At 48.3% G+C, this 13,491-nt stretch carries 8 protein-coding genes and 1 tRNA gene; 6 read left to right on the top strand and 3 right to left on the bottom strand.

Annotated elements, in window-relative coordinates; all coding sequences use genetic code 11:
• Positions 1 to 15: 15 nt before the first annotated feature.
• The 3 genes from ABD980_RS01885 (at position 16) to ABD980_RS01875 (ending at position 4,849) form a co-directional block, all read left to right on the top strand.
• Positions 16 to 1,278: an RsmB/NOP family class I SAM-dependent RNA methyltransferase gene (locus ABD980_RS01885; protein WP_377536160.1), complete on the top strand. Its 1,263-nt coding sequence runs from the start codon at positions 16 to 18 to the stop codon at positions 1,276 to 1,278.
• Positions 1,279 to 1,370: 92 nt separating this feature from the next.
• Complete coding sequence (locus ABD980_RS01880; protein ID WP_345369201.1) at positions 1,371 to 2,579, top strand: DesA family fatty acid desaturase; 1,209 nt, start codon at positions 1,371 to 1,373, stop codon at positions 2,577 to 2,579.
• Entirely contained in the window at positions 2,576 to 4,849 is a 2,274-nt protein-coding gene (locus tag ABD980_RS01875; protein WP_345369199.1) for a UvrD-helicase domain-containing protein, read from the top strand. Before ABD980_RS01880 ends, ABD980_RS01875 begins: the two co-directional genes overlap by 4 nt.
• A 14-nt stretch (positions 4,850 to 4,863) precedes the next feature.
• Here ABD980_RS01875 and ABD980_RS01870 read toward each other — a convergent pair whose 3' ends face one another.
• Positions 4,864 to 6,795 (bottom strand): ABC-F family ATP-binding cassette domain-containing protein, encoded by a 1,932-nt coding sequence (locus tag ABD980_RS01870; RefSeq protein ID WP_345369197.1) that lies wholly within the window; start codon positions 6,793 to 6,795, stop codon positions 4,864 to 4,866.
• Positions 6,796 to 6,808: 13 nt separating this feature from the next.
• Positions 6,809 to 7,792, bottom strand: a complete 984-nt coding sequence (prmB, locus tag ABD980_RS01865; RefSeq protein ID WP_300646541.1) for a 50S ribosomal protein L3 N(5)-glutamine methyltransferase — start codon at positions 7,790 to 7,792, stop codon at positions 6,809 to 6,811.
• Positions 7,793 to 8,009: 217 nt separating this feature from the next.
• Here prmB and ABD980_RS01860 point away from each other — a divergent pair, with 217 nt between their 5' ends.
• The 3 genes from ABD980_RS01860 to ABD980_RS01850 all read left to right on the top strand — a co-directional run bounded on the left by ABD980_RS01860 (position 8,010) and on the right by ABD980_RS01850 (position 13,082).
• Positions 8,010 to 9,008 (top strand): AraC family transcriptional regulator, encoded by a 999-nt coding sequence (locus ABD980_RS01860; RefSeq protein WP_260649579.1) that lies wholly within the window; start codon positions 8,010 to 8,012, stop codon positions 9,006 to 9,008.
• 74 nt (positions 9,009 to 9,082) lie between these two features.
• On the top strand, positions 9,083 to 11,104 hold the full coding sequence (locus ABD980_RS01855) for a hydantoinase/oxoprolinase family protein (protein WP_345369194.1): 2,022 nt from the start codon (positions 9,083 to 9,085) through the stop codon (positions 11,102 to 11,104).
• A 10-nt stretch (positions 11,105 to 11,114) separates the two neighbouring features.
• Positions 11,115 to 13,082: a hydantoinase B/oxoprolinase family protein gene (locus tag ABD980_RS01850; RefSeq protein WP_345369192.1), complete on the top strand. Its 1,968-nt coding sequence runs from the start codon at positions 11,115 to 11,117 to the stop codon at positions 13,080 to 13,082.
• A gap of 59 nt (positions 13,083 to 13,141) precedes the next feature.
• Here ABD980_RS01850 and ABD980_RS01845 read toward each other — a convergent pair.
• A tRNA-Leu gene (locus ABD980_RS01845) sits at positions 13,142 to 13,226 on the bottom strand.
• Positions 13,227 to 13,491: the final 265 nt, after the last annotated feature.

The following is a 13,491-nucleotide window of genomic DNA, read 5'->3' as shown; positions in this document are numbered from 1 at the left end:
CAAGCGCCTGTGTCTATGGAACAGCGGCGTATTGATCAGGTCACCGAGGTCTTAGGCCAGATCCTACAATGGGAGCACCCCGCTGATCAGGCGTTATCGCAATGGATGAGAAAGCAAAAGCATATGGGCGCACGTGACCGTTCTGAAGTCACTAATGCCGTTTTTGATGTTTTGCGTCATTTGCGCCGTTATCGTTATTTGGCGGAAAGCGGGACCGGTTCGGTGACACGCCGGTTGGCGATTTTAGGTCTAGGGAACACATGGCAAAAAGACTTAGCCCCTGCGCTGGATGCGGAGCAGAAGCTCTGGCTTGAGCATGTGCGTACACTTGATACGATGCCAATGTCTTTTGCGCAGCGTTATAGCTTGCCTGATTGGTTAGCTAGTCAGATAGCCTCTTTAGCAGATGCGGAATCGTTGGCGCAGGCTTTAAACACCGAGGCCCCACTGGATTTACGTGTAAACCCATTAAAAACGGATCGCCAAACGGTGTTAGCACAATTACAACACGGTGATACAGCGCGTTTTGATCCGCAGCCAACCCCTTACTCGCCTTGGGGTATTCGTTTGGCAGGTCGTCCTTATTTGGCAAACTGGCCACAGTTCGAAAAAGGGGAAATCGAGGTTCAAGACGAGGGTAGTCAGCTCTTAGCGGCATTAGTAGCGCCCAAACGGGGCGAAATGATCATCGATTTTTGTGCTGGGGCGGGAGGAAAAACGTTGTTGATTGGCGCGTTGATGCGTTCAACGGGGCGTCTCTATGCATTTGATACGTCTGCGGCACGCTTAGCGCGAGCAAAGCCACGGTTTGCACGCAGTGGGTTGTCAAACGTCGTTCCTGTGGTGATTAATGAAAGCAATGATGCGCGAGTGAAACGCTTGCAAGGCAAAGCACAACGAGTATTGGTGGATGCACCGTGTAGTGGGACAGGGACTTTACGACGTAATCCTGACCTAAAATGGCGCAATCATGAGCAAAGTATTGCGCATTATGTACAGGTGCAGCGTGAAATTTTGCAACGGGCTGCAAAATGTGTCGCACCCGGCGGTCGTTTGGTTTATGCTACGTGTAGTTTGTTAAAAGCAGAGAATCAGGAGCAGGTCTCTTGGTTTTTGGCACAACACCCCCACTTTGAGCTTATGGATGTTAATCCTATAATAGCCACACGTAGTCCTGATCTACATTTATCAGGACCTTTTTTGGAACTGCGCCCAGATTATCATCAGACCGATGGTTTTTTTGCGGCCGTATTACAACGTAAAGTGGAATCGTCTTGATATGGCTCAAGTCACTTTATGACTCAAGCTGGCTAAACTAAAACTTTGATTCCTCCCTGTTGTAATTCACATGGATCACTTGTACTAGGTCTATGCAAAATATACTTAATTTTCTCGCTGGCGGGCTAATGCAATGGTCATGGTGGCAAATTGTTTTGTTCACTTTGGCTGTTACGCACGTCACTATTATTTCCGTTACGTTGTTTTTACACCGTAGTCAGGCACACCGGGGCTTGGATTTACATCCTGCCGTCATGCACTTTTTTCGCTTCTGGTTATGGCTAACAACCGGCATGATCACCAAAGAGTGGGTTGCCATTCACCGTAAACACCATGCCCGCTGCGAGCGCGAGGGCGATCCGCATTCACCTGTGGTTTTTGGTTTAGGTATGGTGTTTTTCCGTGGCGCTGAACTCTACCGAGAGGAAGCGAAAAACGAGGAAACCCTGAAACGATTCGGTCATGGCACGCCCGATGATTGGTTAGAGCGTAATCTTTACTCCAAACATAACTTGCTTGGCATTTTAATTATGCTTGGCATTGACCTGGCTTTATTTGGTCTAGTTGGTTTGGCGGTTTGGGCGGTACAGATGGCTTGGATTCCTTTCTGGGCGGCTGGGGTAGTTAATGGAGTAGGTCATGCAATTGGCTACCGTAATTTCGCTAGCCCTGACACAAGCACTAACGTATTTCCTATCGGCATCATTATTGGGGGCGAAGAACTCCACAATAACCATCATGCCTATGGGACCTCTGCTAAATTCTCCAGCAAGTGGTACGAATTTGATTTGGGTTGGGTATATATCAGCATTTTGCGCTTTTTTAAACTTGCTACGGTCAAAAAGGTTGCTCCGAAATTACGCCTAGAGCCAGTAAGCAAAGCGGCAACCGCCGATATCAATTTGGATACTTTGCAGGGCGTTATTACTCACCGCTATGAAATCTTAGCGCGTTATGCAGATGTCATTCGTCAAGCGGCATCCGAGGAAATTGCTCGCTTAAAACACAAAGACGATCATAGTCAGCTTTCTTTGCTTAAGCGTTGTAAAGACTGGATCGGGCGTGGGGATGAGGTCTTAGACGAAGAGCAGCGCGCCCAACTGCAAAAAGTCTTAAATGAAGACGGTAAGCTTTCTACTGTAGTACAAATGCAAGTCGAGCTAGCACGGCTTTGGGAAAGCTCCAGCGCAACCAGCGAGCAGCTACTTGCTGACCTACGTGCTTGGGTACAGCGCGCCCAGCAAAGCGGTATCGATAGCCTAGAGCAATTTGCTTTGCGTCTACGTCGATACGCCGCATGATTGATAGTCTTAACCCTCAACAACAACAAGCCGTTACACAGCCCGCCCAACATACGCTGATCTTAGCGGGGGCGGGAAGTGGAAAAACGCGGGTGCTAACCACCCGCATGGCTTGGCTCATGCAGCAAGGTCTTAGTCCATATGCGTTAATGGCAGTGACCTTTACCAATAAAGCCGCGCGCGAGATGCTGACGCGGCTTAGTGCTTTATTGCCGATTGACACCCGTGGCATGTGGGTGGGTACGTTTCATGGACTATGTAATCGCTTATTGCGCTTGCATCATCAAGACGCGGGTTTAGTACAAAGTTTTCAGATATTAGACAGCGCTGATCAGCTTGCAGCAATACGGCGTTTACTCAAAGCTAATAATATCGATGATGAAAAATATCCTGCGCGTGATGTACAGCGTTTTATCAATGCTGAAAAAGAAAAAGGACTACGTCCCCATGCCATAGAGGCCTATGATCCCCATACACGGCGTTTAGTCGAGCTTTATGAGCTCTATCAAGCCCAATGCGAGCGCGAGGGTGTGGTGGACTTTGCCGAGCTTTTGCTGCGTGCTTATGAACTATTACTACATCATGCACCGTTGCGTCAGCATTATCAGCAGCGCTTTTCTCATATTTTGATTGATGAGTTCCAAGACACGAATCCGCTGCAGTATGCCTGGTTGACCCTGCTTGCGGGGGATCAAGCCTGCTTATTTGCCGTGGGTGATGATGATCAATCCATCTATGCTTTTCGTGGCGCAGACATTAGCAACATGAAATGCTTTGAGCGTGATTATGCCAAAGGGAATGTGGTGCGCTTAGAGCAGAATTATCGCTCCAGTGGGCATATTTTGGATGCGGCTAATGCTTTAATTTCGCATAATGCGGATCGTTTAGGAAAAAAGCTCTGGACCGATTCGGGTCAGGGTGAAGCCGTGCGAGTGGTGGAAAAGCCCTCTGATGCATTAGAAGCGCAGTGGGTGGTAGAAGAAATCAAAGCGCTTTTAAAAGATGGTTATGCGCCAGATCAGGTTGCCGTGCTCTATCGTAGTAATGCGCAGTCTCGGGTTTTAGAGCATCAGTTATTTAGTTCCGCGATTCCCTACAAGGTCTATGGCGGACAGCGTTTTTTTGAGCGCCAAGAGATCAAGCATGTGTTGGCATATTTGCGTTTGATTGATAACCCTAACGCTGATACGTCTTGGTTACGTGTGGTGAATTTTCCTACGCGTGGCATAGGTGCGCGCTCTTTAGAGCAGCTGGGTGATTATGCGCGTCAGTATAATTGTAGTTTATACCGCGCTGTACCCTATATGACAGGTCGTGCTGGCACCAATCTTGGGAAATTTGTTGCTCTTATTAATCAATTGGCGGCACAGGCACAAATGCTGCCCCTGCCTGATCTGATCGAGCAGGTGATTCATGATAGTGGCTTGCTTGAACATTATAAAAATGACCGTGAGGGTGCGGATCGTTTAGAAAACTTACAAGAGCTCGTTAATGCAGCGACCGTTTTTGTTATGGAAGAAGGCCTGACAGAAGAGGTAGCAGGTCGTATTCCTGTGAGTCCAGAGCCGGCAGTAGATGAAAATGGTATGGCTGTTTTATCTGCGATGTCTCCTTTGGCGGCTTTTTTATCGCATGCCTCGTTAGAAGCCGGAGACAATCAAGCTCAAGCCGGGCAGGCCGCAGTGCAGTTAATGACAATTCATGCAGCCAAAGGACTAGAGTTTGATGCCGTATTTATTACGGGCTTAGAAGAGGGGTTGTTCCCTCATGAAAATAGTCTAGCTGAATTAAACGGCTTGGAAGAAGAGCGTCGACTGATGTACGTAGCACTGACACGGGGACGCCGGCGCGTGTATTTGACGTTAGCGCAGAGTCGTATGCTGCATGGAAAAACACGTTATGCGACGCGTTCGCGTTTTTTGGATGAGCTGCCTGACGCACATTTAAAATGGCTAACTCCTCGTCAAGCCGCGCCTGTTGCACAAAGTGCTTGGGTAGGAGGTTTTGGTCGAGAGGCACATGGCTGGAATCAGGCGCGTCAACGTGCTACCGCTGGCATGGCTTCCACAGTGGCTAAAAGCGGCTTAATTGTAGGGGACCAGCATTTTCGGGTGGGGCAAGGTGTGGCTCACCCCAAATTTGGCGAGGGCACGATTCTGACCTTAAGTGGTAGTGGTAACGAAGCTCAAGCACAAATTCATTTTCGTGAGGCTGGCACTAAAACCTTAGCACTCGGCGTAGCGAAACTGACGATTATTGCTGGAGGCTAATAACGGTGCGAGCATCAGCTATTTAGCTGATGCTCGGCCTCGATCTGTTCGATTTGCTCGTGTAGTGCTAGCCACTGTTCTTCTAGCTCTGTTAGGCTTTTATTCAGTTCCCCATGCTCGGCGAGTCGCTCTGGGCGCTCTTGTTTGTAGGCATCTTCATAAAAAGCGGGGTCGGCAATCAAACTATCCAGCTCATCTAAGCGTTGCTGTTGTTGTTCCATACGTTTTTCGATATAGGTGATTTGCTTTTCTAATGGACGGCGCAACGTGGCTATTTTTTGGCGAGCCTCAGCTTCTAAGCGTCGCTGAGTGCGGCGATCGATAATAAGCTCGCCTGACAAGGCGGGTTTGTCTTGTTGACGCTGAGTCGAGGCTCGAGCTAACAACCAGTTTCTATAATCTTCTAAATCACCATCAAACTCGTTAATTTGACCATCTGCCACAATCCAAAACTCATCGACTGTAGAACGTAAGAGTTGACGGTCGTGGGATACGACGAGCACACTTCCTTCGTACTCAGCCAGTGCCGCAGCCAGTGCTTCACGGGTTTCTACATCTAAGTGGTTGGTCGGCTCGTCTAATAACAGCAAGTTTGGTTTATGCCAGACAATAAGCGCTAAAGCGAGGCGGGCTTTTTCTCCACCAGAAAAGCCAGCGGTTGTGTCGGTGGCCATGTCTCCACTAAAAGCAAAGCGTCCTAAGTAATTACGTAGTTCTTGTTCACGCATATCGGGGGCAATGCGTTGTAAGTGCTGAATAGGGCTAAGCCTGGCATCAATCATATCAAGTTGATGCTGAGCAAAATAACCAATGGTTAAACGTGCGGAGGGAATGAGTTCTCCGGTTAAAGGTTTGAGCTCGCCTGCTAGGGTTTTGATCAAGGTACTTTTACCGGCTCCGTTCATACCGAGTACGCCAATGCGACTGCCGCTGCGTATATCAACGGTGACTTTTTGGAGAATAGTGCTCACAGAGGGGTGGGTATAGCCCAGGTCCGTTTCGACTAAACGGAGCAAAGGGTCTGGCATGTGCTCAGGGGTTGGCAGCGTAAACTGGATACGACTATCTAAGCGTACGGGAGCCAGTTCCTGCATACGAGCTAAGGCTTTTACGCGACTTTGGGCTTGTTTGGCTTTGGTGGCTTTGGCTTTAAAGCGATCAATAAAGGCTTGGAGATGAGCGACCTCACGCTGTTGTTTTTCCCAGGCCAGCTGGTCCTGACGTAAACGTTCGGCGCGTTGGGAAAGGAATTGAGTGTAGTTACCCCGATATTTAATCAGTTGTTTTTGCTCAAAGTGGAGAATGTGAGTACTAATAGCATCTAAAAACTCGGTATCGTGAGAGATAACAAGCACAGTGCCCGCATAGCTTTGTAGCCAGCGCTCCAGCCATATCATGGCGTCTAAATCAAGGTGGTTGGTGGGCTCGTCCAATAAGAGTAAATCCGAAGGAGCCATCAGCGCTCGAGCCAATGCCAATCGCATTTGCCACCCCCCCGAAAACTGAGCCACAGGTAGTAGCCATTGGTCGGGACGAAAGCCTAAGCCAGCGAGCAGCTGTTCGGCTCGAGCATGAGCACTCCACGCATCGGCCTCGATAAGCTCCGCTTCGAGCTGGGCAATGCGTTCACCCTCAGAGTCAGGGGTTTGGGCGCGTTGTGCTTGAAGCTGACGTAGGTGTTGATCCCCATCTATAACAAATTCGCGAGCTGGGCGCTGTAGATCGGGGATCATTTGCTCTACGGCTGCAATGCGCCAGCTAGGTGGTAGAGACAGCGAGCCGCTATCGGGGTCGATTTGCTGTTGCAAGAGGGCAAATAATGTGGTCTTGCCGGCGCCATTTTTGCCTACCACACCAACGCGTTCGTTTGGATTAATAACGAAATCGGTTTGTTCCAACAGGGTTTTGACGCCCCGGCGTAAGCTAAGTTGCGTGGCTCGAATCACGGATATTCCTCTATTAAAGCAAAGATAAAAGCTGTGTTTTGTCTAGAAGCAGAATTTGATCGTCAGCAGTTGCGGTGCTTAACCAAATAGGGGCTAAGTCGGGAAAAGCAGCGCAAAAATGGTCGTATTCATGCCCGATTTCCAGAATCAGAACGCCTCCATCATTGAGATGGAGCGCAGCTTGTTTCACAATGGTGCGAACCAAATCCATACCATCTTCTCCACCAGCCAAGGCTAAACGCGGCTCATGCTGATACTCAGCCGGTAATTGCTGCATGGATTGCTCGTTCACGTAGGGTGGGTTCGAGATAATGATGTCATAGCTTTTATTTGCTACGGCTTCGTATAAATCACTTTGTAAGGCGCAAACGCGCTCCGTGAGACCATGATCCTCGATGTTTTCTTTGGCGATGGCTAAGGCGGCAGGGGATATATCCACCCCATCGACGTGAGCTTCTGGGAAGGCATAGGCCGCTAAAATGGCCAAGCAACCTGAACCAGTGCAGACATCTAACACAGAGCGAATCGCAAAAGGGTCTTCAACCCACGGTGAGAGCTGGGTGCTAAGAAGCTCAGCAATGGGGGAGCGTGGAATAATGCAATCGGGACTAACTTTAAAGCGAAAACCTTGTAACCAGGCTTCTCCTGTTATGTAGGCCGCGGGTAAGCGCTCTTCACAACGACGGCGGATCAATTGGATGACCTGTTGACGTTCACTAAAAGTAAGACGTGCATCCAAAAAGGGCTCTAACTGATCTAAGGGTAGATGTAGGCCATGCAAAATCAAATAAATGGCTTCGTCCCAGGCGTTATCGCTACCGTGGCCAAAAATTAGTTGATGACGTTGAAATTGACTGAGTGACCAACGTAGTAAATCGCGAACGGTGCGTAGTTCTTGAGCCGCCTCTGTATAAAGGCAGTTATGGATTGAATTTACTCCATCACACTTATGGTTAGCAGACGGGTAATCATGGGTGTTTTGTTGGGAGGCTGTCATATAAAAATCATTAACTAATTGATTTCCCTAATATTGCGCATAAGCGTAAGCTTTTATGCGCTCTCTATAAAGTATTGACTTGTAAGGGATTAAGCGGGTTACTAGAATGGAATCAACGATAAGAACAAGGTAGTAACGGAGACAGCTATCAATGCGGGCAGAAATAGATCCTAAAGGACAGTCGTGCCGGAGCATTGTTTAACCAGGGAGGATAGTGATGCAGACTCACTATACAACCATCAACGAGCAGCCCCATCGGCGTAAAAGCTATTGGGAGCAGGTCGTTACAAAAACCTACTTTTCTTTAAGCGTGGATTTTAATACCGAAACACAGTTTCAGGGGCATTTATGTGCCTGGGACCTGGGGCCGATTTCTTTGTCTCGGCTTGATTCGGACGGATTATTATATCAGCGAAAAGATGAACATTTGCGCCATGAGCACGAAGAAAACTATTTGGTCACTATACCAGATAAGCAGCCTATTGATTTCACTCAGGGGAATCGTGATGTGGGTTGTGAGCCGGGTGCATTTATTTTGCAACGTAGCCATGAGCCTTATCGTTTGAGTTATACCCAGGCAAATCGGTTGTGGGTTTTAAAAATTCCTGCGGCGGTTTTGGGAAGTCGCATTAGTTTTCCACAAAAACTGGTTTCGTTGGCGTTTGATGCGCGTGCTGGTGCCGGTGAGCTGATGGTAGAAATGGTACGTTTGCTATCGCACCGACTAAGTCATATGGATGGTTTGGCTAAGCAAACCATTGGCAATCATTTAGTGGATTTGTTGGTGTTGGCCTTAGCGGATGTGACGCCGCAACAGTCTAATCTTAGCTCGGTGCAGGCGGCTCATTTAGCCAGAGCAGAAAAGTATATTCGTGATCACTTAAGACGAGCCATTCGCCCCCATGATGTAGCGGCGGCGTGCGGGATCTCTGTGCGCTATTTACATGCTTTATTTCGTGCGCGTGGGCAAACCGTAGGGAGCTGGTTACAGGAGCAGCGCTTATTGATGGCGAACTCGACCCTTCAGCAAAATCGAGACAACCGAACGATTGCTGAGATTGCGTATGAGTGGGGATTTACGAGTCCTGCGTCATTTAGTCAGCTTTATAAAAATTATTTTGGGCGTACTCCCACAGAGGCGAGGGCATATTATCGCGAGCAAGCACAGCAGCGCGAGCAAAGTCACCGTCAATTTATTGTAAAAACCAATCACTAGTGGCGTTTCGCTTTTTTAGATATGCCTTTAAATGGGTAGGGGCAGCTGTTGTCTTAAGCAATGAGGAGTTTGAGATGAGACATATTCGAGTGGCGGTGGATGTAGGTGGAACCTTTACAGATATTTGTGTCATGGATGAACACACGGGAGCGATTACCATCGAAAAAACTTCTTCGACGACGAATCCTATCGAGGGCATTTTGAACGCTGTCGATAAGGTTGGCGCAGACCTAAGTCGCGTGTCGTTATTTTCTCATGGTACGACGGTAGCGACGAATGCGTTAATTACTCGTCGCTTGCCGCGAACCGCCATGATTTGTACCGAAGGCTTTAGGGATGTGATAGAGATTCGACGAGCCAATAAAGAGGACCTTTGGGATATTTATAAGGATGTGGCTCCGCCGCATGTGCCGCGTCGTGATCGACTCACCGTGACTGAACGTATTGACGCGCAGGGGCTGGTGGTCACGCCTTTGGATAAAGAGCAAGCGCGTCAGGTGGCTCGCATTCTGAAACGTAGAGGTGTAGAAGCCATCGCGGTTTGTTTTATGAATGCGTATATGAATCCAGAAAATGAACGCGCCATGCGTGCCATTTTACAAGAAGTGCTGCCTGAAGTGCCCGTGTCTATTTCTTCTGAGGTGATGCCTGAGATTTTTGAGCATGAGCGCTTTTCTACAACGGTGATGAATGCGGCATTAAGTCCGGTTGTAGTTAGCTATACCAAACAGTTAGGTCAAGAGCTCAAGCGTCGTGGCTACGAGAGTGATTTGTTGCTGCTGCATAGTGGTGGTGGTGTGATGACCACCGATGCGGTAGAGCAGTATTCAGCGCGGTTGGCTGGTTCCGGCATTGCAGCGGGAGCGATTGCAAGTCGTCATATAGCGATGTTGTGTGGTTTTAAAAACTCTATTGGGCTGGATATGGGAGGGACCTCAACGGATGTGTCATTGGCTTATGACGGGCAGTCGCGGATTACCAATGACTGGTTTATTGAGTTTGGTTATCCCATTCGTTTTTCCAGTATTGAGGTATTAACCATTGGCGCAGGAGGTGGGTCGTTAGCGTGGCGAGATGAGGTCGGTTCTTTACGTAACGGCCCACAGTCTGCTGGAGCAAATCCAGGGCCGGCTTGTTATGGCAATGGTAATACACAGCCAACGAATACCGATGCCAATGTGGTTTTAGGCCGATTAGGGACTCGGTTAGCTGGCGGGCAGGTGACCTTACAGCCAGAGCTAGCGTTTGAGGCGGTGCAAGCAGGAGTAGCCATGCCTTTTGGCTTATCCGTGCAGGAGGCCGCTCAAGCTATTATTGATGTGGCAAATGCCAATATGGCAGATGCCGTTCGGTTACTGTCGATCAGCCGAGGTTATGACCCGCGAGACTTTGCCTTGGTGTCGTTTGGTGGCGCGGGGGCACTACATGGGGTCGCTATTGCGCGGGAGCTATCTATTCCCGCGGTGATTGTTCCCCCTAACCCAGGAGTGGCTTCTGCTTTAGGCTGCTTGCTGGTGAATGTACAACATGATTTTTCTGAAAGCTATATCAAAGAAGCCAGCGAGGTAGATATACAAGAGCTAGAGGCGGCTTTTACGCGCTTAGAACAAACCGCCATCGAGCATTTGGCACACGAAGGGGTGGCCCATGAGCAGATGGTATTAGAGCGCACAATAGACATGATGTATCAAGGACAATGGCGTTCTTTAGCCATACCGGCCCCACGGCCTGTGACCGACCTAACAGAGCTAATAGCTATTTTTAATCAAGAGCATTTACGGGAATATAACTATAAACGGGAGGATGCTCCGGTCAGTTTATTTAGATTAAATCTCAAAGCGGTGGGTTTAGTCCCGCAGGCTCAGTTGCCAGAGCATGAGCCAACGGGACGCATACCCGAGCCAATATATCAGCGTCAGGTGTGGTTTTCTGATGTGGGTGCAGTGGAAACTCCTGTTTATCATCGTTCTGATTTGCCAGCAGGGCTAGTGCTAGATGGCCCTGCTGTGATTGAGCAGCTAGATTCGACGGTTGTGGTTCCACCGCAGAGTCGTGCCGAAATTGATACTTATCTCAACATTATTATCCGTTTATAGGGGGTGTGTAATGACCACGCAACCACCACGTAAATCGCTTGATCCGGTAACTTTTGAGGTGTTGAAAAACTCGTTTATTACGAGTGTAGATCAAATGGCTGAGCAGATTTTGCGCACCTGCTATTCCTTTGTTATCTATAACCGAGATTTTTCGAGTGGTTTACATGATGCGCAGGGAAACTCAGTGGCTCAGGGAAATCAAGATATTGCGGTACATGTAGGAACCCTGCATTTCACATGTAAGGCCGTGATTGAAGCCTTTGAAAAAGATATTCATCCAGGAGACGTGTACGCAATTAACGATCCCTATGCAGGCGGTACCCATTTTAATGATGTACGCTTGATTCGGCCTATCTTTGTACAAGACACGTTATTGGGTTTTAGCCAGTCAAATGGGCATTGGTCGGACGTAGGGGGAAGTGTGCCTGGTTCATTCGATGTCACGGCAAGAGAGATGTTTAAAGAGGGGCTACGTATTACACCAGTGCGGTTATTTGCTAAAGGGCAGTTTTGTAAAGATGTAGCACAGCTCATTGCTTCGAATACTCGTGATCCTGCTTCGATTATTGGAGACATTCATGCGCAAGCTCAGGCAACCCAGGTTTGCGAGCGTGAAATGATCCGTTTAAGTGAAAAGTATGGCGTGGAGACGGTGATCGAGGGCATGGGTGCCGTACAAGACTACGTAGAAAAAGCAGTCCGACAGCGATTGGCGGCTTTACCAGATGGTGAGTGGGAGACACAAGATTTTATTGATTGTGATCCGCTTTCGGGGGAGGGCATGATTCCTATTAAAGTGAAGCTCACCATTCAAGGCGATCGTGCCATTTATGATTTTAGTGGCAGTCATCCGACCATTGGCTCCATTTATAACTCGGCCTTTGGCTCGACTTTTTCTGCTGTGGTGGCTGGGATGAAAACCTTTTTCCCTGACTTGCCCCTAAATAGCGGCTTTTATCGCGTTTTTGAAGTGATAGCGCCTGAAAATAGTATTGTCGATGCGCGTTGGCCTGTTGCCGTCACAGGGTTTTTAATGCCTTTTGAAAAAATCATGAACGCGATTTACGAAATTTGGTCGCAGATCATGCCAGAGCGAGCTACGGCTTGTGCTTTTAATTTGGAGTACCTGTTAACGGGTGGGCGTGACTTACGCCATAAAGAAAAACCCATTTTTATGTTTTATGATTGGTTGCCAGGGGGTTGGGGCGGGCGTAATGGTAAAGATGGGGCAAATGTCACTACGGCTTCTTTTGGAGTGGGTTTAATGTCGCAGCCGGTCGAAGGCCAGGAGCGTGCCAACCCCATTTTAACTACTGCGTTTCAAATACAGACTGACTCGGCTGGGCCTGGAAAATGGCGAGGCGGGCTAGGTGTTGTGAAAACCTCAATAATGCGTGATGCACAAGACCCCGTGATTTCATATATTTGTGATCGAGAGCGCGCTGTCGTATGGGGGATAAACGGTGGATTGCCGTCGATGCCGCATGGATTAACATTGACTCGCGCTAAGACGGGTAAGCCTGAGTGGTTAGGTTCTGTTTTCTCGGATATGCCCATTGAATCAGGGGATATATTTAGCCGACCTACAGCAGGTGGGGGCGGTTTTGGTGATCCGCTTGAGCGTGACCCGTCTTTAGTTTTAGAGGACGTGATTGATGAATATGTGTCCATAGAGCGCGCGGCTAAAGATTATGGGGTAGTGATTCATGCGATAGATCCAGAGATTTGTGCTTATGAATTAGACATGCCCGCTACCGAGCAGTTACGCGAGCAGATTCGATCGCAGCGAGTGGCGTGGATGCGCTCTGATCCAACAGAGGTAGCTCGTTGGTATCAGGAAGGGAAAATCGATCAACTGGATGCGGTGCGTCAGTATGGAGTGATTTTGGAGTGGGACACGGGTACGCTGCTACCAAAAAGCACACAACAATTTCGTGAGATGCTAGAAAAGCGTACAATAGCGCAATGGCAACAATAACAAAAAAGCCGTTGATTTTAAAGGATTGTATTCCCACAAAATCAACGGCTTTCAGTATTTGGTGCGAACGGAGAGACTCGAACTCTCACACCTCTCGGCGCCAGAACCTAAATCTGGTGCGTCTACCAATTCCGCCACGTTCGCAAATAAAAGTAAATAGTAACGCAAAAAAAATAAAATGTAAAGTTTTTCTGCGTAGTAGGTATTTTGCCTGTGCTTGCAAATAACCAAAGACGTAACTATAGTCCGGTTTTTTTTGTTTGTCCAGTCTTTTTTTAAAAAGAGCGGAAAAGGTGCTGAGCGTGCTTGGTTCAAGATCAAAGCCTTGTTAAAAGCGCGGTTTAACAGCGGAAAAATCCCCAAAATGGCACAATGAGTGGTATAAATAGCGTCTTAGTCTTGTTTTTTA

It is taken from the genome of Paenalcaligenes hermetiae (assembly GCF_039543645.1).
Classification (GTDB): domain Bacteria; phylum Pseudomonadota; class Gammaproteobacteria; order Burkholderiales; family Burkholderiaceae_B; genus Paenalcaligenes; species Paenalcaligenes hermetiae.
This window is presented reverse-complemented; position numbering and strand designations above follow the sequence as displayed.